The sequence below is a fragment of the Actinoplanes sp. NPDC089786 genome, assembly GCF_040684855.1.
Lineage (GTDB): Bacteria > Actinomycetota > Actinomycetes > Mycobacteriales > Micromonosporaceae > Actinoplanes.
Genome location: NZ_JBFBGU010000039.1, coordinates 1 through 25,907 on the forward strand (window position 1 = coordinate 1; position 25,907 = coordinate 25,907).

Consider the following 25,907-nt stretch of genomic DNA (forward strand, 5'->3'; position numbering starts at 1 on the left):
CCGCCACGGCCGATCGCCACAGCCTCGGCACCCAGCAGCAACCGCCACTGCCGCTCATCCAGATGCGGCCGCAAAACAGCCAACTTCACCGCCAACGCATCCTCACTCATCACACCAAACCCAACGAGCCGATCAAGAAAACCGCCGACCAGCTAATTCATCGTCGAGCCCTAAAGGCCCGTCTGAGCACTGAAGGCGCCGCTCAAGTCCCCCAGCAGCCGGACGAACGACCAAAGCGCCCGAAAGCGGTGCCCATGGCAAATGTGTTGCCAGGCGCACCGCTGCCCAGGTGCACGAACGATGGCGCGAACGCTCACATGGATCAAGCCATGTCGGTGAAGCACCACCGGAGCACCACTCGATCGCCGCCGCTGTGCGAGGAAGGACCAGGGCTCCTTCGAGATCATTGGACGAGCCTTAGCCTTGGGCGCTGATTGGGTGTGCCGAGTAGCGTGCGGACCCTCGCTGGCGACCAGACGAGCTCTTCGGCCAGGGTCTGCATGGTTAGGCCGTGATCGCTGGCGAGGTCGAAGGCTTGCGCAAGCATCGCCGGCTGTTCCCCCGGGTACGCCGTCACGGGCTCCCCGCGGAAGCCGGGCTGGTCGGCCAGGAGGTGGAGACGTTGGTGCGCCCTACTTGAGGCGGAGTCGGAGAGCAGCCCGATCTCTCTGCATCGGAATAGCAGGGATTTCACCGAGACACCCCACGTGCGCTGAAGCTCAACCAGCTTGCCGAGGTCGGCGCGGCCGGGAAGCTGCGGCTGGATGCTTGCCCGGGGGGTGAGGAACTCGGCGGCGAAGATGTTCGCCTCCCGTTCCTGTTGCATGTCGCCCGGTGCGGTGTCGCCATGAAGGACGAGGTGACCGAGTTCGTGTGCTGTGGTGAAGCGGTGCCGGTAGACGTTGTCGGCCCGGTTGGGTGTTGACACCACGATCGGCCGGGGAAGCCGCGATGTTGAGAACGCGTCGACTGTGGCTGAGTCTTCATCCGCGGGTGGCATCACCACGACGATGCCGTGGGCTTCCATCCGGCGGACCAGGTGGCTGACCGGCCCGGTTCCCAGTGACCAGTGTTCGCGGAGCGCCCGAGCGGCATCAGCTGGATCTCCGGGGAGTTCCGTACCGGGATTCACCTCACCGCCGGCGAACCCGGGGAGGTCGATCCACGGCAGCTGGACGCGCTTTTCCAGTGCGTAGGTCAGCTCCCAGACCTGTTCGGTGAAGGAGACGGCCTTGGCGCGCTGGTATGACCGCGTGGACCGCAGGCTTCGGAAGTGAGCCATCGACGCGTCCAGTCGCGCGTGTGGGCGACCGCCTTGAAAGAACCTTGGCGGTACCTCCAACACGTCGGCGAGCGCCGTAATGAGATCCGGGCGAGGTTTGGTGAGGCCGAGTTCGTACTGGCCGATCGCGGCAGGCGTCACACCGATTTGGTCAGCCAAGGCCTTTTTGGTCATCGCGGCGAGTTGCCGTGCCTGGGTCAGGCGAGCGGAGTCGAAGGCCTCGACGACGGCGGTGTTAGTCGACACCTCCTCCGGAGCCTTGCCGGAGGTGAGGAGCCGGAGTTGCTCGTGCCTATGCATCGCCGTCGTTCACGGCCGCGGTCTGCGGCTCCAGCTCACCGGACGGCAGTGACTCCAGGCGCGGTCGCACCGGGAACTCGAGCGTGGGCATGGCGCCCTCGTTGAAAGCGGGCCCGGCTCCGGCCGTCGTTACGACAGCCGTCGGTCCGGTTACGCGAGCGGGCTGGGCAGCCGGCAACTCCTCGGGCTGATTCGCGCGCCAGGAGAGCGAGCCGTCCGCCTGCATGAGGGCCTCGCCCCACCACGCCTTGACCAGACCGCCATCAGCATGAGCGACATAGGGCACATAGATGATCTTAGTCGCTGGGCTGAGGTGAATCAGCTCGCTGACTGCCGCGGAGTGATCCGTCGCGACATCCTCGCCGAGAAGGCTGAGAAGGTCCGGGGGAGGCTCGGCCGCGGACAAGGCGTTCGACAGCTCCTGCGGGATCTTGGCGGCCAGCCGCGCCTGCGAGACCGGCTGGTTGAGAGTGTCCGCGTGGCGGAAGGGCAACAGGAGCCGCTCGTTGACGACGACGAAGTTGTACGAGGCGCGCGGCGCCCGGAACTTGTGGGCGCCCTCGATCCCGAGTAGCTGCTCCTCCAGCGCCTGATAGGTCGCCGGCCACATCCCGCCGTAGGGCTGCTTACTGGGCAGGCCGGACATCTCCTGAACTAGCACGGCGCGCTGCTGAGACTGATGCAACGCCTCAACGACGCCACGCCGGACCGCCTCTGCGGCCTCGCCGAAGTGCGACCGCGCCCACGCCGACACCGGCAGCTCATCTGCCACGGCACAACTCCTCACGACCAGATCAACTTAACTTTCCAAGCACAGAGTACCGCTCCCGCTTTACTTTCTGACACGCCACGCCCACCTTGTCGTCGCCGATGACCCGCGGTTTCGGCGACGGGCTGCATCTTCGCCACTGAGCGTCACGCACCCTGACGAGATCCTCTTGCCGGCCTCTGCCGCCTCGTCCGCGGTGACAGGCTCCCGAGCGTCGAGTTGGTCGGCGGACTCCTCCAGCAGAGCAGCGAACTCCTGGCGCTCCACCTCGTCCGACCACCCGTCGAGATCCAAGCCGAGATCGCTTATCGCCGCTGCTACGCGCAGCTCCTGGAGACTGGCTACCCACCAGCCGGGCCGCCCGTCCGCGGGCATCGACTCCACCAAGCGGATCACCTGTGCCGGCAACAACGCCATCGCCGTGTCGTACACCTAAATCTCGCGTCGCGGATCTGGGCGCTCCGGGTATACCGGCCGTGGGCGACCTGCGCAGCAGCACACCAAGCGTGGTCTTGCTCATGCTCCGATCTTGGCACCGGGACCAACGGGCTGTCGGCCTCGCCCAGCCAGAGGTAATCGTCAATAGCCACCTCCCAGCCTGCCCGGCGCCGACGCCCGCCGAGGCGAGAATCACGGATGCGCACGGCGACGGAGCACCGCGGCACTAAGACGATCGGCATAGCCGGCCGGTATAGGCCACACCCACCAAATATGCCGCCCCTGCGACAGGCCGGCGCTTGGGGTGCTCCGTGGGTGCTCGGACGTTTCCGAGCCCCACGGATTCGCCGTACCAGCACCGGATTTCGGCGACCGGCACCCACTTCGCGGACCGCAGCGACGGCCCGGACCAGCACCAACGCCGCCGGACTAACCACATGCTCGCCGGACCGCCAGCCATCCGCATGGAAGAAACAGACTTTGCTCGCAAAGAGCCATAACTGTGGACTTTCAATCCGCCGCTGATACGTGCAGGTCAGCCGATCCAGGGGATGTCCGCACCTTGGACTCTGTTCGAAGGTGAAGCCAGTTGCCGTTCTTCGTACAGCCGATCACGACAACCGAACAACCTCCGCCGGACGGGCGCAGGATCTCGTCGGCAACTGGAACACGGCTTCTCGCTGGTAACCGGCAGTCGATCCCGCCGGCCCCCTCACTCCGGCGGTGCTTAAGCGGCCGCCGCCAGTCGAGCCCCGGGGAAGTTGGCTGATCATCGTGTACCGACCCCGTCTCCTCGGACGACGCGAAGACCACCAAAGGACCACCACGGAACCAACGACCGACTTCAAAACGGTGGGTTTTCGGTGGGCAGGTCCCCGCCTACAAAAACGGTGACCTGCGTTTCCGCAGGTCACCGGCTTGTTTTTGTCGGGCTGACAGGATTTGAACCTGCGACCCCTTGACCCCCAGTCAAGTGCGCTACCAAGCTGCGCTACAGCCCGCAACCACGCCCTACCGGACGCGGCAACCCCGACAGACTACCAAAGCCCTACCCATGCGCCCGACCGCGACCCCCCGGTCCCAACTTCTTCCGAGGCTTGACCGCGATCTCGATCGGCGAGCCCTCGAACCCGAACTCTTCCCGCAGCTTCCGCTCCACGAACCGGATGTACCCAGCGTCCAGCGGCCCGGTGGTGAACAGGACGAACTTCGGCGGCGCCACGCCGGCCTGGGTGGCGAACAGGACGCGCGGCGCGCGACCCCCTCGTACCGGATGAGGGGTCTGCTGTGTCACCGCCGTCAGCCAGGTGTTGAGGGCGTTGGTGGTGATCCGCTGCTCCCAGGAGCCCAGCGCCCGGCGGATGGCCGGCGCCAGCTTGTCGACCGCGCGACCCGTGCGGGCCGAGATGTTCACCCGCACGGCCCACGGGATGCGCTTCAGCTCGCGGTCGATCTCCTTGTCGAGGTAGAACCGGCGGTCCTCGTCGACCAGGTCCCACTTGTTGAAGGCGATGACCAGGGCCCGCCCGGCCTCGACGACCGAGGTCAGCACCCGCTGGTCCTGCTCGGAGATGGGCTCGGCGGCGTCGAGGAGCACCACTGCCACCTCGGCGGCCTCGACGGCGCCGGCTGTGCGCAACGAGGCGTAGTACTCCGTACCCGACGCCTGGTTGACCCGCTTGCGCAGGCCGGCGGTGTCGACGAACTGCCAGACCTGGCCGTCCATCTCGACCAGGCTGTCGACCGGGTCGACCGTGGTGCCGGCGACCGAGTCGACGACCGCGCGCTCCTCGCGGGCCACGCGGTTGAGCAGCGACGACTTGCCCACGTTGGGACGGCCGACCAGCGCGACCCGGCGCGGACCGCGCGGACCGGACTCGATGATCGGCGGCGCCTCGGGCAGCGCGTTCATGATGGCGTCGAGCAGGTCACCGGAGCCGCGGCCGTGCAGGGCCGAGACCGGGTACGGCTCGCCCAGGCCGAGCGACCACAGGGAGGTGGCCTCGAGTTCGAGGTTCTGGTTGTCGGTCTTGTTGCCGACCAGGATCACCGGCTTGTTGCTTCGCCGCAGCATCTTCACGGCGGCTTCATCATCGTCGGTGGCGCCGACGGTGGCGTCGACGACGAACAGGACGACGTCGGCGGTCTGGATGGCCATCTCGGCCTGGTTGGCGATGGCCAGCGCGCGGTCGCGGGCGTCGGGCTCCCAGCCGCCGGTGTCGACGACGGTGAAGCGGCGGCCGTTCCAGTTGGCGTCGTAGGGCACGCGGTCGCGGGTCACGCCGGGCTTGTCCTCGACGACGGCCTGGCGGCGGCCGATGATGCGGTTGACCAGGGTGGATTTGCCCACGTTGGGGCGCCCCACCACGGCCACCACGGGTACGGCGATCGACACCGCGGTCGGCGGCTCGTCGATCTCGAAGACGTCGGTCACTGATGCACCTTGTTCAGTAGGTTCTGCAGGTGCGCCACGACGTCGTCGATGCCCATCCCGGTGGTGTCCACCTCGATGGCGTCGCCGGCGCGGCGCAGCGGGTCGGCCGTACGCGAAGAGTCAAGCTTGTCGCGACGCTCCAGGTCAGCCTGGGTGGCCGTCACGTCGGTGGCGTCCTCGGCACTGCGCCGCGCGGCACGGGCCTCGGCGGACGCGGTCAGATAGACCTTGAGGTCGGCGTCGGGCGCCACCACGGACGCGATGTCACGCCCCTCGACCACGATACGCGGGTGCCGGGCGATGATCGCCTGCTGCTGCCCGACCAGGTGACGGCGCACGGCGGGCACCGCGGCCACGGCCGACACGGCGCCGGTGACCTCGGGCCCGCGGATGGCCGCGTCGACATCCACCCCGTTCGCCCGGAAATGCGGGGCCTTGGGGTCGGTCCCGATCGCCAGCTCGGTCGCCAGCGCGATCTTGGCGATCCCGTCCGGGTCGGCCAGATCGCCGCCGGCATCCAGAACCGCCCAGGTCACAGCCCGATACATCGCGCCCGTGTCCAGATATACACCATCCAGGGCCGTGGCCAGACGCCGGGAAACGGTGGATTTGCCGGACCCCGAAGGCCCGTCCACGGCCACGACACACCGCTCCGGCCGCACTACCTCACCCAACGCAGTCTCCCAACGCTCTCCAGCCCAACCCACCCATTGTGCCCGCTGGCGCGAAACACACCAAAAATCAACCTCTTGATGTACGGGCACAGGACCTGCTCGTCCTCGAGCCCGGCCAGGTGGGTGGCCAAGCTCACCACGCCGCTTCCGGGTCGGGTTGAGACCCGCGCCAGTTGCCTACCGTCATTGCGCGCCTCCGGACCGCACATCTAGGGTGGGCCGGTGCCTTCGGCCGATGTCGATATGTTCTTCGATGACCGGAATACCGCACGGCCCACTCGCGGCCGCTTCCGCTACCAGGACGAATGTGTCGCCCTCCGCTGCATTCCCAACCTCGCGTCCGAGGGGATCACAGCGGTCCTGGTCGAGTGGTCGACCGACTACGTCGCGGTGCCGGCCGACGGTGATCCCGAACTGGTCTCGGTCAAGCATCGGGAACCGCCACTCGGCGCGTGGCCCCTGAGTGATCTCGGTCCGGTGCTGGCCGACCTGCACCGCGTGTGGCGCGCCATGGATGAACGTTGCAGCTGCGCCTTCGCTTCCAACGCGGCGCCGTCCAGGAAAGCCCACGAGGAACTCGGGGCGAAGCTCAACCGCTACATCAAGGCTGAACCGGATGAGCTGGCGCGGTTCCTGAATGTGACGACACTCCCGCGTCTGCCGCTGCCGAGCCGAGTCGACATCACCGCCGTCGGTATCCGCGACATGGCCGGCGCGCTCAGCGTTCTCGGGCGTGACCCGCAGTTCGCGGAAGCCTGCTATCTCACGCTGGTCGGCCGGATCGCCTCGGTCGCAACCGAGGAACCCGACACGCCCGAACAGCGAATCGCGAAGCTGACCGGCTCGCTGCGGGAAGTTCGCGACCGGGACCGGCCCCGCCCGGGTGACCAGACGCTCCGGATCGCCGACCTCCGGGAGCTGGTTCTCGCCACGGAGAGAGCGCGGGCCCGGACCGTTCTCCCGCCGCTACGTGCCACCGTGCATTCCCGAGCCCCCGCGCCGCGAGTTGTTGTCCTCGGCGGTGACCGGTTACTACTCCCCCGCGCCGCCGCCGACCGCGACGCGCCGCACGGTTCCTACCGGGAGCTGCGCACGAACGCTCGCGGTGACTCGGGCGCCGGGGCCCGTCGCCGACTCACCCGGCTCACCGTCACCCGGGACAGCACGGAGTCGGCCCGTCGGCGGGCTGAGATCGCCGCCGAAGTCGAGCTGCACGCCCTCATCACCGACCTGCCCCGCGTGTTCGCACGCGTCGACCAGGACACGGTGCTGATGTTCGCGACGACGCTGCCCGACGCCCGCCCGCTACTGACCGAGTACGGGCAACCGCCCTACCCTGGCATCGTCCTGGACTCCGTGCTGGCCGCGCTGCCGCACCTCGCGGCAACTCTCGGTCGGTTTCACGACAGCGGCCGGGCTCACCGCGCGCTGGATCTCGAGGGGCTGCTCGTGCACGGAGATCGGATGTGGCTGCGGGACGCGGGACTCGCCACGACCGCTCCGGCGCCTGGCGAGGGCCCGACTGATTACCGGGCGCCTGAGCAGCAGCGCCCCCTGGTGATGCCGATCGGTCCGGCCACCGACGCCTATCAGGTCGCCGCCATCGTCTACCACCTCGCGACCGGGCAGCCGCCAGGGAACGACCCACCTCCGCCGTGTGTACTACGGCCGGGACTGGCACCGGGGCTGGACGAGCCGTTGCTGAGCGCCTTGAGGGAGGACCCGGCCTCGCGCTCATCCTTGGCCGGCCTGGTCTCCGGGCTACGAGCGGTGCGTCATGGCGGCGGGACCACGCGGTGCTGACGGGCGAGGTCCTGAAGATCGCTGCTCCGATCGTCATCGTTCCTGGGCTCAAGCTCGCCGCGAAGTTCGCGACCGCACGCCGGGACTTCCCCTATCTGCCCGACCCGGTGCGGCTGGTGAACGAGCTCAACCAGCTGAACGGCGAGGGCGGCGTGCCGGTGACCATCGACGAGGGCAAGCCGTGGATCCGGCTGTACGTCCGGCGCTCATGCGTCGCGCTGAAGGTGACGAACCACCAGGACGCCATGTCGGTCGAGTTCATCGAACCCATGAAGCTGGTCAATCACGGCAGGCTCGCGCGGAGCCGGCTCCGCCTGACCACACCATGCTGGTACTACGCGTCGCAGCTGAGGGAGGTGCCACCCGGATACCGGGTGCCGGAGCGGGACATCCGAGCAGCGTGGAAACGGACGTCGGGTGAGCCGGCGGCCGCCCGTGGGCCGACCGACCTGGACCGATTCTGCGACGCGATGGATCTGGTCATCGAGGGCGGCCGGCAGATCGAGGCTCAACGGAATCCGCCCGACCGCATCGTGCCCTACTACGAGGTGCTCGCCACCGCGGAGCGCCGGCGATCCGCCGCCGGCGTCTATGTCTTCCGGCTGTCCCGCCCCAGCTCGACGCCGAGGGGCACCCTGGTTCACCTTCGCCGTGACGAGGCCCTGCGCGGTCGGGTGCTGGGAACTGACGGAGACCGGCTGACGGTCGCGTTCGACGACGCGGTCGACCGCGCGCGTATCCCCGACGAGGGCGAGCTCGTCGCCGGTACGAGCGACCTCGTCCAGCGCATCCAGAAGAACGCGGTGGCACGCGTGCGGGCGGGCACGACTCTTCATCCCCGCATGGTGGCCCTGTTGGTGGATGGCCAGTTCGGCGACTATCGCCCGTCAGCGGAGAGCCCGCGCGACCGCCTCGACGAGTTCCAGACGGCAGCGTTCCAGCATGCACTGGAGGTTCCCGACCTGCTCTGCGTCGTGGGCCCGCCCGGTACGGGCAAGACCAGAACAATCGTGCAGATCGCGACGGCCGCGGCGGCGCGTGGCGAACGCGTTCTGATTGCGTCGCAGACGAACACCGCGGTGGACAACGTCATCGAGAAGATGCCCTCCGAAGTCATCTCGGTCAGGGTGGGCAACGCTGAGCGGTTCACCGAGTCCGTGAGGCACAAGACGATCGCTTCGACCGCCGCGGAGCTGCAACGGCAGACCCTCGAGCGAACTGACGTGTCCCGGCGGCGGCTCGCGCCATGGCACGCGGATCCATCCCCGGTCACCGGATGGCTGCGGCGACTCGACGGCGCGTTGGCCGACGCCGACCAGGCGGAGACCGGGCGGCGAGCGGCCGAGTCGGCTCGCGATGCCGCCGCGGCCGCGATCGACGCCCGCGTCGGGGGCCTTGCTCGCAGCGCGGAGGGCACGGCACGCCGGTTGACGGCCGAGGCTGAGAAGGCGTCGTCGCGAGTCAAGCGGATCGCGTCCAAGCTGGCCGACGCCGAGACGCGCTCGGCCGGACCGTTCGGGGTGATTCATCGCTGGCGGGCCGGCCGGCTCCGGGCACGGCTGGCGACCGAGGAGCCGCGACGGATCCGGGCCGACGTCGCGGCGGAAGAGGCGAGATCCGCTCACGGGAGGCTGCGGGACGAACTCCGGCGGCAGATCGACGACCATCCGTCGGTACGTGAGGCGGCCGGCTTGGCGGCCGGCGCGAGTTCCGCGATCGAGCAAGCTCTCCATGTGGCCGGTCAAGCAGGACGGGAGCTCGTCCGCCTGCACGCAGTGGTGCTGGGCGCGCCCGGCTCGCCGCCCACCGACCGGGCGGCATTGGGCGATCTTGCCGGTTGGTGCCGAGCGTGGGAGCCGTTCCTGCGGGAACGCGCCGCCCTGCTGGACGAGTGGCGGGTCGTGCTCGCTCAGCCGACGGAGCGACTCCATGCCGAGCTGATTCGCTATTCATCCGTCATCGGAGCCACCTGCATCGGTGTCGGGGTCCAGGCGAATCTCCTGTCGGACCTGGACTTCGATCTCGCCGTGATCGATGAGGCGGGCCAGATTCCGGCCGCGTCGGCGCTGGTTCCGATGACCCGTGCGCGTCGGGTCGTGCTGGTCGGCGATCATCACCAGTTGCCGCCGTTCGTCGACGACGATGTGCGGCACTGGCTCACCCGGAAGGACCTGTCCGGAACCGGCGTCGATCCTCGGCAGCTGTCGGACCTCCTGACCCGGAGCGCCTTCGAGCGGCTGTTTCAGCGGGCGCCGGCCGGTAACCAGCTCCTTCTCAGCCGGCAGCGGCGGATGCCCGCCGTCCTCGCCGACTTCGTGTCGGCGGAGTTCTACGGCGGGCGGCTCATCAGCGATACCGGGCCGCGGCCGCCGGCGCCGATCTTTCGCAGTCCGCTGGCCGTGGTCGACACCAGCGGACTTCCGGCATCCGAACGAGCCGAGAACCGGCGGCGCCAGACCGAAACCTGGCAGGAGGCCGGCTGTGACAACCGGGCCGAAGGCCGAATCATCCTCACCCTGATCCAGCAGTACGCGTCGCTCGACTGGGTGGTGATCGCGCCATACCGTGCGCAGGTCCAGCTGATCAACCTGTGGGCGACGGAATTGCTCGGTGCCGAAGCCGTGCGCGACCGCATCGGCACGGTGGACTCGTTCCAGGGCCGCGAGAGAGACATCGTGCTGTTCAGCTTCACCCGCAGCAACCAGTCGGGGAATGTGGGCTTCCTCAGCGAATTGCGCCGCCTCAACGTCGCGATCACCCGAGCGCGCCAGCAGGTGGTGCTGGTCGGTGACCGCGACACTCTGACCGCCGCCCGCGACCCGGCGTTCCGGGGCCTGGCGCAGAGGATGTTCAGGTACGCCGACGAGCACGGCGATGTCGTGCCCGCTCAGCGACTGCGAGAGCGGCTACCGTGAGCAGACCCGCACACGTATCGGCTCGACGAATCCTCGAACGAGTCGCGGCGCTGCCCGACATCCGCCCGCTCCGCATCTTTCCGCTTCTGTTGCCGATGTGGCGTGTGGAGATCAAGACCGAGGTCCGGGAGTCACAACCGTACGAACTGTTCGATCAGTTCCTCTCCCGGGCGATCGCTCGGGCCGGGCTGCTCGACGTCTCACAGCTGGCCACGTTCTTCGGCGTCGACCGTGCCCTGGTCGACCGGGTCATCACCTTTCTCGAAACCATCGGGCACGTGCGGCGCTCCGGCGACGCGCTGACGCTGACCGGCATCGGGCAGCAGTCGGTCGCCGACGGCTGCCGCTACGTCGAGAAGAAGGGCCGGCAGGTCCTGTACTTCGACGGCTTCACGTCCGAGCCGATGCCCGCGACCCATTACGAAGGCACGGAATGGATCGACGACATCGAGCTGACCCTGAATGCGGACGGCACCCGGTTCCGCGTCGTCACAGGCTCGCGGTCCTTCAACTTCGAAGCGCTGGAAAGGCTCGCCTCCAGACCCGACCGGGAGGAGTTCAATCTCCCCGGATCGGTCAGCTCGATCAAGCCGATCGACGTGGGAAGTGCCTTCCTCCCGGCGTACGTCGTCGAATGCACCGAACGGCTGTTGGTGTTCGTCAAAGCGATGGACGGGCCGGATGAATACCTGGCCGACCTGGTGTCGACCGTTCTTCCCGACGTTCTCGCGGCCGAGGACAGGGTCGACGACATGCGAACGTGGCAGGACTGGCTGCGCGCTCGCGGGCTGGAGAACATCCGGCCGGAGCGTCTGCCGAACAACATTCTGCGAGCGTCGTTGCCCGCCAAGGAGTACGGCCGCCGGATCTCGTGGTGGCAGCTCGGTTCGTTCGAGGTGCACCGAGCCTCCTTCCTGCAGCTCTGGTGTGACGACGCCGAAGCCAGACAACACGCCGTCCTGGACCGGGTGGGGCGCATCGTCAAGACGCGTGTCATCCGGGACGCCGACGAACTGGGCCGGCGCTTCTCCGATCTGGCCGGACAACTTCAGGTGACCACGCCGGGCATAGCGGACCTCCGGCGATTCGCTCGCGAGGAGAACGACGAATCGTTGCTGTCCATGGTCGAAGATCTGCTCACCACCTGAGCACGCCTCATTCGTTGATCCACCATGCGCACTTCTCCCGGCTCTCGGATCCTGAGTGTCGGCGCCTACCGCCCCCGCACCCGGGTGGGCAACGACGCGATCGCCGCGCTCATCGACTCGAGCGACGAGTGGATCCGCCGGCGCAGTGGCATCGAGTCCCGGCGTCGCGCCGCCGACGACGAGGACCTGGTCACGATGGCCACGGCGGCTGCGACGAAGGCTCTCGCCGGGGCCGGCGTCGCCCCGCGCGACGTGTCGGCCGTCCTGCTGGCGACGATGTCCTACCGCAGCCGCGCGACGACCGTGGCACCCCTGGTGGCGGCCGCCCTGGGCGCCACGAACGCGGCGGCGATGGACCTGGGCGCGGCGTGTGCCGGCTTCCCGTACGGTCTGGCCACCGCCGACGCCCTCGTCCGCAGCGGCGCCGCCGACAACGTGGTTCTGATCGGCGCCGAGCGCATGACCGACATCGTCGACGACCACGACCGCGGCACGGCGTTCCTGTTCGGCGACGGCGCCGGCGCGGTGGTGGTCGGCCCGTCCGAGACGCTGGGCATCAGCCCCGTGGTGTGGGGCGCCGACGGCGCCAAGAGCGACCTGCTCCGGTACGCCGAGACGGGCACCCTGCGGATGGCCGGCCCCGAGGTCTTCCGCTGGGCCACCGCCGTGATCCCGCCCGTGGCCGAGCGGGCGCTCGAGGCCGCCGGCATCACCGCCGCCGACCTGGCGGCTTTCATCCCCCACCAGGCCAACCTGCGCATCACCACGGCGGCCGCAAGGGCCTTGTGCCTGCCGCCGCACGTCCGCGTCGCCACGGACGTCATCACGAACGGCAACACGGGCGCCGCCTCCATCCCGCTGGCGATGGCTGCCCTGAACGGCACGTCGGGTCGGGCTTTGCTGCTGGGGTTCGGCGCCGGTTTGGCGTACGCGGCTCAGGTTGTTGAATTGCCCTGATGGGTGTCCTTCGAACGGTGTAACCCGCGATGCCGGGTCGGGTTTTCGACTCGGCGACACCCACGGACAGTGCAGACTCCGCCGCGATGGGACAAACCGAAGGCGACCCGGAACGGCCTCAACCGCTGCTGCACCGTGAGCCGCTGACCCCTCTTCCCGCTCCGCTGGACGTCGCCGCCGGAGCCGGGTCGGCCGCCTGGTACGCGTCACCGGTGACCAAGGCGCTGATCGTCACGGTCCTGGGCCTGGGCAACCCCTGGGTCAACCCCGCCCTGACCGAGGCGGCGAACATCAACGATCTCGATCTGCTGGACCCGTTCGTGGGGCCGGGCCTGTACATCCTGCGCTGGCTCGCCTGGGATGTCGACGGAGCGGCCGGGTCCGGGCAGTTCGTGCCCGGCGACAACATCGCCCGGTTGCTGCTGTTCATCCTGATCGCGGCGTGGCTGGCCCACCGCGTCCAACGCGTCCTCGCCCTGGTGCCCGACCCGGCGGCACGAGGTCTGCGGCTCGCCCGGATGTTCGCGATCAGCGGCGCGTTCGCGGCCGGTGGCATCTGCGCCGGCTGGCTGCTGGCCCTCGTCGGCCTGGTCACCGGGGCCGACGGCGACGACCTGTCCTTCCACCTGTTCCGCAGCATGCTCGACGCGTTGTTCGTGAGCTGGCTGCTGGGTTTTCTCATCGCCGGCTGGGCCACCCGGCCCGGCCAGGACCGGCGCTCCCCGGCCGGCCCGGGCGACCTCTTCTGAACGTGAGGAGCTCGCGCTTGAGCGACGCCACGCGCTATCTGTGTGTCGCGGCCACGGTCGACGCGTCCTTCGCCGACCGGGTCCTGGCCGAGGTCCGGGACGACGAGTTACGAGCCGCCGCCCCGTCGGTCCGCTTCGATCCGGCCGTGGTCGTGGAGTTCTGTCTGGCCACGCGCCGGCGCCGGGTCCGCCGGGACATCTGGCTGACCCTGGCCGGCGGCATCGCCTTCGCTCTCTCTCCGATGTGGACGCTGATCGCCGGCGCGATCATGGCCACCAGCGGCATGGTCGTCACACGCCGCAAGGTCCGCCCGTCGGCGCTGCAGGCCCTGGCCTCGCTGACGACCATGGCGGCCATCACCTTGATGATCACACTGAACCTGTCGTTCGGCTCCGAGACGTCCTGGCTGACCGGTTCGCCTCCGATAGCGCTGCTGGCCGGCGTCGTGGCGCATGTCATCCTGCTGATCAGCCTGCTCGCCACCCGCCGCACCGTGGTCACCCGGCTGCGCCGCGGCACCTTCCGCCCGGCCGAGAGCCAGGACCAGATCAACAACGTCAGCGTGTACGGCGGGTACGCGCCGTTCATCGGCTATGGCACGGCGGTCACCGGCTGGTCGTTCGCCCTGCCCCTGCTGCCGATCCCGGACTCCGCCGAGGCGGCGAACCGGGACGCCACCATCTCCATCGACGTCATCGACCTGATCGACTGCGTCCGTAAGCGCCTGTCCGCCATCGGCACGACGTCGTCCGTACCCGGCCGGCCGGCCACCGACGACCTGCTCCCCGACCTGGTTCTCCAGGACCGCGTGTTCGTCAGCGGGGACCAGCTCACCGACGACCGCCGCTTCCTGCCGGACCGCGGCGCCGCCCCGCGCCAGCACCTGACCGACGCCGAGATCGAGGCGATCGCCCGGCGCCCGGAAGGCGCCGCCCGGCACTACCTGTGCGCCCTGGTGCCCTCCTGGGGCGGCGAGGTGGCGGCGAGCACCTTCCTGCATTTCTCCACCGACGGCCGGCTGCTCTATCTGGAGTGCGCCCGCTCGGTGCTGGAACCCGTACGCCGCCGCTATCACGAGGTGGACCGGCTCCCCGAGCAGCTGAGCTTCGGAGCGCTGCTGGAACTCGCCGACCGCGCCGCGCAGCAACTGCTGCTGACCGCCCTGGGCGCGCCGTTCCGCCTGATCGGCGACATGGCCCGGCGGCTGGGCGCCGGCCGCCGCCGGACCCGCCTGTTGCGGGAGGCCCGGGAGGACGCCGGCCACAACTACGGCGCTCTGCTCAGCCCGCGTGAGCTGGCCGTCGACCCGATGGACTACCACAACTACTTCCAGCTGCTCGACACCGCGAAGCACCTGAAGATCGTCGAACGGCACGTCCTCGCCAGCATTCTCGGTTTCCTCGACGAGCGCGGCGTGGACACCGCCGAATTCCGTACCCGCCAGACCACGATCCTCAACCAGGGCATCATCCAGTCCGGCGGCCTGTCCGTCGTTACCAACCAGTCGGTAGGTACGGGCGCCCGCGCCGGTACCGATCGGGCGACAGCACGCCCGGCCGCCGCGACCTCAGGAGGTCAGCGATGACCGAACCGCACATCAACTACGGAGTCCACCAGTCCGGCGGAGTCAGCCACGTCGGCAACCAGGCCGTCGGCCCCGGCGCCTCGATCAACGCGAGCCCGGTCACCTGGGCGCTGCTGGACGACGCCCTTGACAAGCACGCCGAGCAGTTGCCACCCGAGGCACAGAGCGCCACGCTCGCCGTCCGCGAGGCCCGCACGACCGGCGCCGGATCAGAGGTCCTGAAGCACCGGCTCGACCAACTGGCGCTGCTCGCGGCGCCCGTCCCGGCCGTGGTGGAAGCCGTCAACGCCGTCCGGCAGGCCTTCGGCGGCTGAGCCGCGCCAAGGAGATGAGCGGGCCCGCACCGGATCGTTCGCCCCGGCGCGGGCCCGAAATCAGTCGGCCGCACGGGCCTTGTGCCTGCCCGCCGCACGTCCACGTCGCCACGGACGTCATCACGAGCGGCAACAGGGGCGCCGCCTTCATCCCGCTGGCGATGGCTGCCCTGAACGGCACGACCGGGCCGGCACTTCTGCTGGGGTTCGGCGCCGGTTTGGCGTACACGGCTCAGGTTGTTGAATTGCCTTGGTCGGCTCTCGTCCCAGTCCCATCATCGTTCGGAGATCAGGTCGCGAACGATGTGCCTGAGGTCGGCCAGGTGGGTCGCGCTGCTCTCGCGCTGGTGGATGATCCACTCCTTGCCCTCGGCGGCGATGCCTTCGAGAACCTCGAGAGTCCGGGGCAGACCGGACGCGTCCAGCGACACTCTCGACAGCTTCAGCGGGTCCTCGCCCGCTTCGATCTCCCCGATCGCATCCGTCACCGGTACCAGGATGGGAGCCCCATTGACCAGTGTGAGTTCGAAGGTCTGACGCTGGGTGGCAATCCCGTCAATGCGGACCGCGGCGACCGCGTCGAAACGGTAGTTCAGCCGCTGAGTCGTCTGTTCGGAGATGTGTTCGAAGTCGAGGTGGGCATTTACCTGACGAACGCCGTCCTTGGTGAGCAGGAACAGAACGATCTGATACCGCGAGTAGCGCCACGGACCATGTTTGACCCGAGCACGCCTCACACCGGACGCAGGTCCCTCGATGACAGCGTGCGCGATAATCTGACTGGCGTTGATCCGGTAGTGCCGCATCGCCTCGTCGACCATCAGACGCCGGTCCGATTCCAGCCAGTCGGCCATCTCACGATCGGACGGCTTGACACTCAGTTTCCGTACCCATCGGTGGTAGGCCGCCTGACGATCCGAGAAAGCGGCTTGGTACTCCGCCTCGTCCGCGCCGACCCGCCGGCGCTCACTGTCGAGGCGGAACGCTCCTCGCAGCGCCACCCACCCCGCGACCACTACCAGCACTCCGTTAAGCGCACCGGCGCCGCCCGCGGTGGCCACGACAAGGAGACCCCCTCCCACAATCGCCGCCACCCCGGACAGACAGATCAGCTTCACTCTCGCCGAAGTCCGGAGCTCCTCCCGATAGGACAGGAGTGTCGCCCGCTCCCAGCGCAGCCGAACGTCGCTGACCAGATATCGGACGAGCCAGGCGACCTGATCGGCGCCGATGCGCTCTTCCCGGTAGATCTCGACAACCTCGTCCCGCAGCCGCTGGCGGATTCCCGCTGTGTTCGTGATCCAAGCGGTGGGGTCGGTCCCGCGCGGCACGTAGCGATCGAAATAACGAGTGAAGAGCCGATCCACGCCGCGAGCGAAACCCTGTGGTGGCGCCTCCGGGTGCGCCCAGGAGTGAAGTTCCTGGTCCTTGAGCCGCGTGCGTTGCCGACGAAAATGCCAGTCTGAGCCGTACCGAACGAATGCCGCAGTACCGGCCATCGCGATCAGAAATCCTAGGACTGGGGCGGCGTCACCCCGCCGGATGAGCGCTGAGATCAAGTTTCCGACCGTGAACACCAGCGCAAAGAGGCCGAACACGGTCCACAACACGTCATCCCGCTGGTACACAGCAGGCCTGGGGATTCGTGCTCGTGGACCGGCCGGAACGGGCTGGAAGAAGGTCCAGACACGAGCGGCTCGATCCCCCGCCGTTCGCCGCCCGGCGGCGAGCTGCACCGATTGCCGCCACATCTCGTCCTCCACCGGGCCCTCCAGCAGCACGGCGAGATGGTCGACGATGAGGTCGCGCTGAATCTGGGGCAGGCCTCCGAGCTCTTTGTCAACGAGAGCGGAGTCGGCCGCGCCCAGGGATGTGACCAAAGCGAGGACGGCTCGCAAACCGGCCGTCCACGGATCGCCGCCATCCAAACGGGTCAGGCGCGCGCAGATCGCCGCGAGGCTGTCGAGCCCGTCGTTGCCGAGCTGCCGGAGGGTGCGGCCACTCAACAACGCCAGCAGCCGGTAGAAGCGAACCTCATCGGTCTCGTAGCCGCGAGCCACCGCAGTCTCGATTAGATGCCGTGCTTCGTCCGGCATCCGTGCGTTGAGCCGGTTGACCCCGACACGAAACACCGCCTGCGGGGAGGCGTCCGGAGCTACCTGATAGACGGTGATGTCGCCGTGGACGACGTTGGCCTGGACACCGATCTCCGCGTCACCTGAAGCCACGTTGGTGTACGCCTCGGACGTCATGACAAGCCTTGCAGGCCGGCAATGATCGCTCCGGCAACCTTCGCTACCTCCGCGATGTCGGCGACAAGGCCTCGGAACCGCTTCAGTGCCAGCACGACTCGGCTTCGATCCGTGCGATTCTCCTGCGCGATGTCGAGTTCGCCCTGAGCGGCCGCGTAGGTGGGTCGGTCGAGCTTCCCGCCATGGTGCGCCTCTTTCAGCAGACTCCGCAGCTCGGAGATCGCTGCATCGACATCGGGCGGTGCCTCGACGTTGCGGCCGATCACTACACCGCCGTGTATCTGCCCTGCTTGGATACCTACCCGCGCGTTGCCGCCGGCGATGTTGGTGTACATGGCGCCTGTCGCCATCTCTCCCGCCTTTCGCGACGAAGAACCCTCAGCCAGCTGCGGCGCGAGCGCGGCCGCGAATTCGGCCGCGTTCCGGGCGGCCTGGACCTGCCAGTTCTGTGAATCGGACGTGCTCTTGCTGCCATCCGCACGATCGCTGATTCCTCGAACGACGACGATCGGGAGAGACCGGTTCAAATGGCCGGCCTGGGCGACTCCCGCCGCCTCCATCTCGATCGCCAAGGCATCGTTGTAGTGTTGCCGGATCCAATGGGCATGAGCCGACAGCGCCGAGTCCTGGACGACTTCACCGGCGGCGATCGGGCCGAAATGGGCATGCGGCCGGCTCGTTCGCGATGGGGCGATCCAGGCCTCCGTACGGATCAGGTGCTGGATCATCTGCGCGGCCTGGTGTGAGGTCTCCCAAGTGCGCGGTCGCGCTTTCAACCCGTCGTTCTCGCTCGTCCCGCCGTGATACGCGTAGATCTGCGAGGCGACCACCACGTCGCCAAGCTTGATGTTCGGCCACAGCGCACCGGCCACGCCGACGAAGATCACCGCCGAGGGGGCGAACTCGCTGATGGCCCGTTCGGCGAGTACCGCCGCGGGATGGTTCCCCTTGCCGACGAGCGCCAGCGCCACCTGACAGCCGCCCCGGCCGAGCCGCCCAGTCTCGAAGCGTGTGCCTGCTGGGTGCCACTGGACGTGCGGATCGACGATTCGCTTATGGACGGCCTCGTACTCCAGGTTGAGAGCCGTCAGAACCACGATGTGTCCGTCACTCATGTAGCAGTCCTCCCGCTGTGAGCGGCATCAGTGGGCCGGCTCATCGGGGGATTCAGCGCTTGAGTCGGACCAGGCCGGAACAGCCGGGCCGGGCGCCCAGAGTCGGTCTTGCGCGTAGGACCGGCAGGAACGATGAATCCCGCGACGCTTTGGACCTTCCGATAGAAGTTGCGTGGGTCGAGCCGGACGCCCCACACCGCCTCGTAGACCTCCTGGAGCTCGGAGATCGTGAACAACGGGCCACAGAATGCGGTAGCCAGCGACGATTGTTCGAGCCTCACCCGCGCCCGTTCCAGGCCGTCGGTGATGATCTGTAGATGGTCGAAAGCCAAGGACACGTCTGACGTCAAGGCATGCTCGACTGGAACCCACCAGGCGTTGGCCGCATCGGTACCTGCGACGGGCGCAGGAAGCCGCGGAACGATCGCCAGGTATGCGACGGAAATGACTCGGCCGCGTGGGTCACGTCCTGGCGTGCCGTAGACCCCCAGTTGCTCGAGCTGAACCTCATCGGCAACGAGACCGGCCTCCTCCGCCAGTTCTCGTTGCGCCGCGTCGATCAGCCCCTCATCGACGTGGCCGAGGAAGCCGCCCGGCAGCGCCCGCGCCCCGCGAAACGGCTCTACGCCACGTTCGACCAGAAGCAACTGCAGCCGGGAGTCACGCAAGGTGAAGATGACCAGGTCCACCGCCACGAGAACGCTTGGCGGCACCCACTGATCGGCATCCATGGATTCGAGGCTAGCTTTATTGTCAATTTGACAGGAAGGGCGTGGGCGTGCCAATCCGTGGCGAGACTCGCGGAACCGGCTACAGCCTCGAAGGTCAAAAGGATCAGGCCCGCGCCGGAATTGGAAATCCCGTGCGGGCCTGAGGCGAACTCGATCAGCAGGCCTGGTAGGGCCCGTTCGGGCTGACGGCCGTGTCACGCCGGACGACGGACACCGAGGCGCCGACGGCCGTGCAGGCCTTGTTGAAGCCGCTGGTGGTGTACTCGATGACGATCACGCGGTTGCCGTACAGCGCCTGGTAGCCGCCGCACTCCGAGTAGCGGCCGCACTCCTCGGCCACCGCGAAGTCGAGGCCGGCGTCGCGGCCCGCGGTGCCGATGCCACCGTCGCCGAGGTCACCGATGGTGTTCTTCTGAGCGATGGCCAGGCCCTTGCTGTGGGCGTGCGAGATCAGCAGGGAGATGTACGCGATGGCGTCCTGCTCGTCGATCAGGTTCTGCGAGCGGCTGAACGAGTCGAGGTTGTCCGGCTCGACGGCCTTGAAGCCGTCGGCCGCGCAGCCGTCGATCCAGCCGTTCACCACTGCGGCGACGGCCCGCCGCTTGGCGTCGGTGGTGATGTCGAGCAGGATCTCGTCCCACTGCCCGTCCACGACCTCCTTGCCGCGGGAGTCCTTCAGGGTCAGCCCCTTCGCCCGCCACATGTCGATCTCGGACTGGATCGGCTGGGTCTGGAACGCGTTGACGTAGCAGATGTTGTAGATGCCGGACGCCGGGTCGTCCTGCCGGTCGCGGCTGACCACGGTCACCCCGGAGGGCGGCGTGTACGCCCCGCCGATCTGGTAGTCGAACTTGGCGTTCGCCGCCGGCGGGGTGACGGCGGCGACCCGGGACACCCCGGCCTGGGTCTCCTGGGCTTCGGCCGTCGAGGCGAACAGCCCGGTGGTGAGAAGTGCGCCCAGCGCGAGCGCGAGAACACGACGTGATGCGATGGCCACGGAACTCTCCGATGGTCAGGGGATCTGCCCCGCCTCGGGCAGCCGGAACCGCCCTGGCGATCTGGTGGGCTCGATCGCGTCACCGCCCATTCTAATCATCGCTGTCAATGAAGAAGATCAATATCTAGATAGCGATTCCGTACGACCGGCTGGTGCCCTGACCACAAACGTTCGCGGTGTTGGATGACACGCCGGACAACCTCTCTGCGCATCAGGGCAAGATCCGGGCGTGGGCAGCCCAGAACGGCCCCTGAAGTCGTAATGTCGCGCTATGGCCACTGCTCTGAACCTTATTCCCGGGGCCATCGACCGGTTCGGCGCCCGGGTGCTCAAGGTGCCCGTCGGCGCCTGGAACGACCCGACGCCGTGCACCGAGTGGACAGTGCGCGACCTGGTCAACCACCTGGTCGGCGAGCATCTTTGGGCACCGCACATCCTCGCTGGCGAACCCTTGGAGGAAGTCGGCGACCGCTATGACGGCGATCTGCTCGGCGACGATCCGATGAATGCCTGGGAACAGGCGGCAGAGCGGTCCCGGAAGGCCTGGCTCCACACTGACCTGTCGGGAACCTACCGTTTCTCGTTCGGCGAGGCTCCGCTGACCACCTACGCGGACCAGATGCTCGTCGACCTGACCATCCACGAATGGGACCTGGCCCGCGGCATCGCCCAGCCCGTCTCGTTCGACCCGCAGGCCGTCGAGCTCTGCCTGGCCTACGCCCGCGTCAACGTCGGACGCTGGGACGGCCTGGGCATCGTCGACCCGCCCATCCACACCGACAGCAACGACCCTCTCGTCCAACTTCTCTCGCTGACCGGCCGAGCCGTCTAGCGCCCTGACCACCAACGTTTGCCGGGTTGGTCAGGCGGCCGGGCACGGAGAGACCATCCGGCAGCGCGGTCCACCCATTCGTTGGCATCCTTGGATCATCACATTGAGCCTCGCCGCTGTCGGCTCACCCCGCCCACGGTCACGCCGCCGCGGTGTTGCTGTTCCTCAATGGATTGAGGTCGTCGGTGGAGTAGTGGCGGCCGGCTCGGATCACGCCGATCAGCTGGTGGAGGTTGGTCGCTGCGGCGGTGGGGTCGGCGGACAGGAGGACCAGGTCGGCCTCCTTTCCGGGGTCGACCGTGCCGGAAACGTCCTCGCGGTGCAGGAAGCGGGCCGGGTCGACGGTGGCGGTCTGGAGGATGCGCAGCGGGGTCAGGCCCGCTTCGGACAGGAGGTCGAACTCGTCGTGGAGGGAGGCGCCGGGCACCACCCAGGCGGCGCCGACCGCGTCGGTGCCGGCCAGCAGCGGGGCGCCCTCCTCGTCGAGGATCTTGACCATGCGTAGCTGGAGGGCGAACTGCTCGGCGAAGACCGCCCGCTGAGACTCGTCGAACTTGCGGCGGAAGGCTTTGGCCGCGGCGGTCCAGGCCTTGCGCTCCTTGGCGGTTGCGTAGCGCAGGTCGGGGTCGGACGGGAAGACCGGGTCGGCGCAGAGTTGCTGGGCCTTGACGCGGATCAGGGTGGGGCAGTTCCAGGTCTCGGTGGCGGCGAAGTGGCGGGCCAGGGCCCGGGCCTTGTCCTCGGTGAAGGTGTCGATGGCCTCGCGGGTCGAGTCGAGCATGGCGGGGGTGGTCAGCTGGGTTGGGTTGAGGACGATGCGGCGGATCAGGATCTCGGCGATCCGGCCGGCGAACGGGATGGGGAACGGCGGGGCCTTCAGCGGGGCGCCGGCGGTGGCCGTACGCAGATGGTCCTCGTGGTCGGAACAACCGGCCAGCAGGCCCAGGCCGGGGCCCAGGTGTTCGATCGAGCGGTACCGCGCCTCGCGGACGTCGATGCCGGTCGGCAGGTGGCCGACGACGGGCAGGCCGGCGCGGTCGGCTTCGGCCTGGATCGCGGCGTAGACAACCGGGGTCGCCACGGCCACCTTGATGAAGTCGGCGCCGGCGGCGGCCTGGCGGCGGACCTCGGCGGCGGCCTGGGCCGGCGTGCCCGCGTTGATCGGCGTGAGGACGGAACCGGGCGTGGCCAGCAACCCCGGCGACCGGGAGTCGGCGGCGGGGCGGTTCCGGAGCAGAGCCGGCGTGCCGCTCATCTGGCGGTAGCCGGTGATGCCGAACGAGAGCATCAGGCGCAGCGCGGGCGTGGGGTCGGCCAGGTTGAGCGGGTGCGCGTGCATGTCGACGAAACCGGGCACGACGAAGCGGGTCCGGCCACCACCCGGCGACGCGGTGGACCCGATCGAGGCGATCCGGCCGGCGGAGAAATGGATGTCCTGGTGCGGGGTGATCGAGCCGTCCCGGGGGTCGACCACGGCGACGTCGGCGAGGTGGTCCATGGTTGCGCCTCCCAGCGACTTAAGGAACAATATTGTTCACTATGGTAGCGAGCCGCCACGGAACCGGAGCCAGCCGCCCAGAATCCGGAGCCAGCCAACGACACGGAACGGCAGCCAGCCGACGCCGCGGAACGGCAGCCAGCCGACGCCGCGGAACGGCACTGACCGAGGCGATCTTCCTCACCACGCTCGAGGAGCTGGCCCGGGCGAGCTTCGCCGAGCTGTCCTTCGACCGGATCGCCACGGCGGCGGGCACCGGCAAGGCGGCGCTCTACCGGCGCTGGTCGACCCCGGCCGAACTGGTGCTGGCCGCGCTCACCGACCCGGGCACCGGTTTCGGCGAGGCGCCGGCTCCCCCGCGTACCGGAAATCTGCGGGACGACCTGATCGCCCTGCTCACCCAGCTCGTGCGCGCGCTCGACGAACCGCGCGGCTGTGCCCTGCGCCCGCTGATCGCCCAGCGGAACCGGCATCCGGAGTTGTTCGACCAGGTGTGGCGGTCGGTGATCCGGCCCGCGCACGAGGTGTTGATGCAGGTGATGCGGGCGGCGGCCGAGCGCGGTGAGGCCGTTCCCGAGCGGGTCACCGCCCGGGCCGCCGAGGTGGGGCCGCGCATGCTGCTGGTCGAGGCGTGGCGGTCCGACACCGTGGGTGAGGACGAGGTGGTGGCCGTGGTCGACGAGGTTCTGCTGCCGCTGCTCAGGTCGGCGGGCGGCGGCGCGACCACGAGCCGGTGATGTGCTCGTACATCAGCCTTCCGGCGGCGTCACCGTCGCCCGCCGTCAGAGCGGCCAGAACAGCGCGATGCTCGTCCAAGGTGAGGGCGATATGCGCCGCGGTCGTGGTGCCCTGGTAGCGGCCGGTCGTACGCGCCTTGTCGTGGATGCTGGTGACGATCGCACGGCCGAGGCGGTTGCCGGAGGCGGTCATCACGACGTCATGAAACTGCGTGTCGGTGAAAGCGAACGCGGCCAGGTCGGTGGTCAGGCTTTCCATCGCGGCTAACTTGTCCGAAATTTCCGACAGATCATCAGGGGTACGCAGCGAAGCCGCCGCCTCCGCCATGTCCCGCTCCAGCGACGCCCGCACCGCCACCAACTCGTCCAGAACACCCTGCGTCTCGTCATTGCGCACGAGCGCCGACAGCACCACGTCGTCGATCATGTCCCAGGCGGCCGGCGAGCGAACCACCGTACCCACCCCCCGGCGGATGTCGACCAGCCCCTTGTCCTGCAGGAGCTTGGCCGACTCGCGCACGACCGTACGTGAGACCCCGAAGTGATCCCCGATCTCGGACTCGGTGGGCAGCGCCTCGCCGGGCCGCAGCCGCCCGCTCACGATGTCGTCGACCAGAGCCTCGACGACGGCCGTGCCGAGCCGGTCACCGCGGCTGCGCGGGACCACCGCCGACAGGTTGATCGGTGCGCTCACGGAGACTCCCTTCCGTACACATCATATGTATGATGTCATCCCTGGTATGCATCTCGCACACAGCCGTGTCGGCGGCCAGTCCGTCCCCGTGGTCCGCGTCGAGGGCCAATGGCGTGACCTGCGGCCGCTCACCAACGCGATCACCCCCGACGTGCTGTCCCCCGACTTCCTGGGCGGCATCCGCGGCGCCGGCCTCCCGGCGATCGACGAACCGGAGGCGTTCGGGCCGCCGCTGGCCGGCATCGGCAAGATCGTCTGCATCGGCCTCAACTACGCCGACCACGCGGCCGAGACCGGGGCCACCCCGCCGCCCGAGCCGATCTTGTTCATGAAGGCGCCGGACACCGTGGTCGGCCCGGCCGACGACGTGCTGATCCCGCGCCGCTCGGCCAAGACCGACTACGAGGTCGAGCTGGCCGTGGTGATCGGCTCGACCGCCCGCTACCTCGACTCCCCGGCCGACGCCGACGCCCACATCGCCGGCTACGCGATCAGCAACGACGTCAGCGAGCGCGAATTCCAGATCGAGCGCGGCGGGCAGTGGGACAAGGGCAAGAACTGCGAGACGTTCAACCCGTTCGGGCCGTGGATCGCCACCGCCGACGAGATCGCCGACCCGCAGCAGCTCGGCGCCCGGCTCTGGGTCAACGGCGAGCTCCGCCAGGACGGCACGACCAAGAACATGATCTTCGGCGTACGCCACCTCGTGCACTACCTCAGCCAGTTCATGACCCTCTACCCGGGCGACGTGATCAACACCGGGACGCCGGCCGGGGTGGCGATGGGCCGCAAGGACCAGCCCTTCCTGCGCCACGGCGACGTCGTCGAGCTCGAGATCGACGGCCTCGGCCGGCAGCGCCAGACGTTCCGGGACGCGTGACCGTGGCCTCCCTCGACGGATTGCGGGCGCTGGTCACCGGCGGCGCCTCCGGCATCGGACTGGCGATCGCCATCGCGTTCACCGCGGAGGGCGCCCGTGTGGTGGTGCTCGACCGCGCCAAGGACCGCCCCTCCGGCCTGCCGGAGACGATCGGCTTCGTCTCGGCCGATGTCACCGACGATGCCGGGGTACGCGCGGCCGTGAGCGCCGCGGCCGGCCAGCTCGGCGGGCTGGACCTCCTGGTCAACAACGCCGGCATCGGGGCGCAGGGCAGCGTGGCCGACGCGACCGACGACGAGTGGCACAGCGTCCTCGACGTCAACGTGGTCGGCACCGCCCGCGTCTCCCGCGCGGCCTGGCCCTTCTTGCGGGCCTCCCCGCACGCCGCCGTGGTCAACACCTCCTCGATCGCGTCGACGGCCGGCCTGCCGCAGCGGGCGGTCTACTCGGCCAGCAAGGGCGCGGTGTCGGCGCTGACCCGGGCGATGGCCGCGGACGGGATGGCCGACGGGATCCGGGTCAACGCGGTGAACCCCGGCACCGCCGACACGCCGTGGGTCGGGCGGCTGCTCGACGCGGCCGACGATCCGGCGGCGGAACGGGCCGCGCTGGAGGCCCGCCAGCCGCATGGGCGGCTGGTCTCAGCGGAGGAGGTGGCGCATGCCGCGGTCTATCTCGCCTCGCCCGGAGCGGGGTCCACGACCGGCGCGGAGATCGCGGTCGACGGTGGCATGGCCGGGCTCCGCCTCCGGCCCCGGTCATGAAGGAGTGCCCGGTCATGAAGGAGTGCCCGGTCATGAAG

General features: G+C 68.8%; 23 protein-coding genes and 1 tRNA gene. 11 read left to right on the forward strand and 13 right to left on the reverse strand.

Going from position 1 to position 25,907, the window contains the following annotated elements:
- Positions 1-403: 403 nt before the first annotated feature.
- From AB0O15_RS45515 to cmk, 6 genes are all read right to left on the reverse strand, one after another.
- Positions 404-1,582, reverse strand: a complete 1,179-nt coding sequence (locus AB0O15_RS45515; protein WP_364333606.1) for an XRE family transcriptional regulator — start codon at positions 1,580-1,582, stop codon at positions 404-406.
- On the reverse strand, positions 1,575-2,354 hold the full coding sequence (locus tag AB0O15_RS45520) for a hypothetical protein (RefSeq protein ID WP_364333608.1): 780 nt from the start codon (positions 2,352-2,354) through the stop codon (positions 1,575-1,577). The genes AB0O15_RS45515 and AB0O15_RS45520 overlap by 8 nt, the downstream gene beginning before the upstream one ends.
- A 60-nt stretch (positions 2,355-2,414) precedes the next feature.
- Complete coding sequence (locus AB0O15_RS45525) at positions 2,415-2,783, reverse strand: hypothetical protein (RefSeq protein ID WP_364333611.1); 369 nt, start codon at positions 2,781-2,783, stop codon at positions 2,415-2,417.
- A gap of 933 nt (positions 2,784-3,716) precedes the next feature.
- Positions 3,717-3,790, reverse strand: a tRNA-Pro gene (locus AB0O15_RS45530).
- 47 nt (positions 3,791-3,837) lie between these two features.
- On the reverse strand, positions 3,838-5,223 hold the full coding sequence (der, locus tag AB0O15_RS45535; RefSeq protein WP_364333614.1) for a ribosome biogenesis GTPase Der: 1,386 nt from the start codon (positions 5,221-5,223) through the stop codon (positions 3,838-3,840).
- Positions 5,220-5,897: a (d)CMP kinase gene (gene cmk, locus AB0O15_RS45540; RefSeq protein WP_364333617.1), complete on the reverse strand. Its 678-nt coding sequence runs from the start codon at positions 5,895-5,897 to the stop codon at positions 5,220-5,222. Before cmk ends, der begins: the two co-directional genes overlap by 4 nt.
- 222 nt (positions 5,898-6,119) lie before the next feature.
- On the opposite strand from cmk, the gene AB0O15_RS45545 reads away from it, so the two are divergent.
- Positions 6,120-7,700, forward strand: a complete 1,581-nt coding sequence (locus tag AB0O15_RS45545; RefSeq protein ID WP_364333620.1) for a hypothetical protein — start codon at positions 6,120-6,122, stop codon at positions 7,698-7,700.
- 91 nt (positions 7,701-7,791) lie between these two features.
- Here AB0O15_RS45545 and AB0O15_RS45550 read toward each other — a convergent pair whose 3' ends face one another.
- Complete coding sequence (locus AB0O15_RS45550; RefSeq protein WP_364333623.1) at positions 7,792-7,962, reverse strand: hypothetical protein; 171 nt, start codon at positions 7,960-7,962, stop codon at positions 7,792-7,794.
- Positions 7,963-8,248: 286 nt separating this feature from the next.
- On the opposite strand from AB0O15_RS45550, the gene AB0O15_RS45555 reads away from it, so the two are divergent.
- The 6 genes from AB0O15_RS45555 (at position 8,249) to AB0O15_RS45580 (ending at position 15,369) form a co-directional block, all read left to right on the forward strand.
- Entirely contained in the window at positions 8,249-10,615 is a 2,367-nt protein-coding gene (locus AB0O15_RS45555) for an AAA domain-containing protein (protein WP_364333625.1), read from the forward strand.
- 104 nt (positions 10,616-10,719) lie between these two features.
- Complete coding sequence (locus tag AB0O15_RS45560; protein WP_364333628.1) at positions 10,720-11,763, forward strand: hypothetical protein; 1,044 nt, start codon at positions 10,720-10,722, stop codon at positions 11,761-11,763.
- A 24-nt stretch (positions 11,764-11,787) separates the two neighbouring features.
- The gene (locus tag AB0O15_RS45565; RefSeq protein ID WP_364333631.1) at positions 11,788-12,720 is read left to right on the forward strand and encodes a beta-ketoacyl-ACP synthase 3; all 933 of its coding nucleotides are present in this window, start codon (positions 11,788-11,790) and stop codon (positions 12,718-12,720) included.
- 86 nt (positions 12,721-12,806) lie between these two features.
- Positions 12,807-13,469 carry a hypothetical protein gene (locus AB0O15_RS45570; RefSeq protein ID WP_364333634.1) on the forward strand — a complete coding sequence of 221 codons (663 nt, stop codon included), beginning with the start codon at positions 12,807-12,809 and terminating at the stop codon, positions 13,467-13,469.
- A gap of 17 nt (positions 13,470-13,486) precedes the next feature.
- Positions 13,487-15,055, forward strand: coding sequence for a hypothetical protein (locus AB0O15_RS45575; protein ID WP_364333637.1), 1,569 nt, complete (start codon positions 13,487-13,489; stop codon positions 15,053-15,055).
- Entirely contained in the window at positions 15,052-15,369 is a 318-nt protein-coding gene (locus AB0O15_RS45580) for a hypothetical protein (RefSeq protein ID WP_364333639.1), read from the forward strand. The genes AB0O15_RS45575 and AB0O15_RS45580 overlap by 4 nt, the downstream gene beginning before the upstream one ends.
- A gap of 275 nt (positions 15,370-15,644) precedes the next feature.
- Here AB0O15_RS45580 and AB0O15_RS45585 read toward each other — a convergent pair whose 3' ends face one another.
- The 4 genes from AB0O15_RS45585 to AB0O15_RS45600 form a co-directional block, all read right to left on the reverse strand.
- Entirely contained in the window at positions 15,645-17,621 is a 1,977-nt protein-coding gene (locus AB0O15_RS45585) for a hypothetical protein (RefSeq protein WP_364333642.1), read from the reverse strand.
- On the reverse strand, positions 17,618-18,736 hold the full coding sequence (locus AB0O15_RS45590; RefSeq protein ID WP_364333645.1) for a 5'-methylthioadenosine/S-adenosylhomocysteine nucleosidase: 1,119 nt from the start codon (positions 18,734-18,736) through the stop codon (positions 17,618-17,620). The genes AB0O15_RS45585 and AB0O15_RS45590 overlap by 4 nt, the downstream gene beginning before the upstream one ends.
- Positions 18,733-19,467: an NUDIX domain-containing protein gene (locus AB0O15_RS45595; RefSeq protein WP_364333648.1), complete on the reverse strand. Its 735-nt coding sequence runs from the start codon at positions 19,465-19,467 to the stop codon at positions 18,733-18,735. Before AB0O15_RS45595 ends, AB0O15_RS45590 begins: the two co-directional genes overlap by 4 nt.
- 154 nt (positions 19,468-19,621) lie before the next feature.
- Positions 19,622-20,464 (reverse strand): endo alpha-1,4 polygalactosaminidase, encoded by an 843-nt coding sequence (locus AB0O15_RS45600; protein WP_364333651.1) that lies wholly within the window; start codon positions 20,462-20,464, stop codon positions 19,622-19,624.
- 271 nt (positions 20,465-20,735) lie between these two features.
- Here AB0O15_RS45600 and AB0O15_RS45605 point away from each other — a divergent pair, with 271 nt between their 5' ends.
- A complete protein-coding gene (locus tag AB0O15_RS45605; RefSeq protein ID WP_364333654.1) occupies positions 20,736-21,296 on the forward strand; it encodes a TIGR03086 family metal-binding protein in 561 nt (186 codons plus the stop codon).
- A gap of 139 nt (positions 21,297-21,435) precedes the next feature.
- On the opposite strand, the gene AB0O15_RS45610 is transcribed toward AB0O15_RS45605, so the two are convergent.
- Positions 21,436-22,794: an amidohydrolase family protein gene (locus AB0O15_RS45610; RefSeq protein ID WP_364333656.1), complete on the reverse strand. Its 1,359-nt coding sequence runs from the start codon at positions 22,792-22,794 to the stop codon at positions 21,436-21,438.
- A 41-nt stretch (positions 22,795-22,835) separates the two neighbouring features.
- Between AB0O15_RS45610 and AB0O15_RS45615 the strand changes: the two genes are divergently transcribed.
- Positions 22,836-23,531 carry a TetR-like C-terminal domain-containing protein gene (locus tag AB0O15_RS45615; protein ID WP_364333659.1) on the forward strand — a complete coding sequence of 232 codons (696 nt, stop codon included), beginning with the start codon at positions 22,836-22,838 and terminating at the stop codon, positions 23,529-23,531.
- On the opposite strand, the gene AB0O15_RS45620 is transcribed toward AB0O15_RS45615, so the two are convergent.
- Positions 23,494-24,225 (reverse strand): FadR/GntR family transcriptional regulator, encoded by a 732-nt coding sequence (locus AB0O15_RS45620; protein ID WP_364333662.1) that lies wholly within the window; start codon positions 24,223-24,225, stop codon positions 23,494-23,496. The genes AB0O15_RS45615 and AB0O15_RS45620 overlap by 38 nt on opposite strands.
- Positions 24,226-24,271: 46 nt before the next feature.
- Here AB0O15_RS45620 and AB0O15_RS45625 point away from each other — a divergent pair, with 46 nt between their 5' ends.
- The gene (locus AB0O15_RS45625) at positions 24,272-25,105 is read left to right on the forward strand and encodes a fumarylacetoacetate hydrolase family protein (protein ID WP_364333665.1); all 834 of its coding nucleotides are present in this window, start codon (positions 24,272-24,274) and stop codon (positions 25,103-25,105) included.
- Positions 25,102-25,869, forward strand: a complete 768-nt coding sequence (locus tag AB0O15_RS45630) for an SDR family oxidoreductase (RefSeq protein WP_364333668.1) — start codon at positions 25,102-25,104, stop codon at positions 25,867-25,869. The genes AB0O15_RS45625 and AB0O15_RS45630 overlap by 4 nt, the downstream gene beginning before the upstream one ends.
- Positions 25,870-25,907 lie beyond the last annotated feature (38 nt).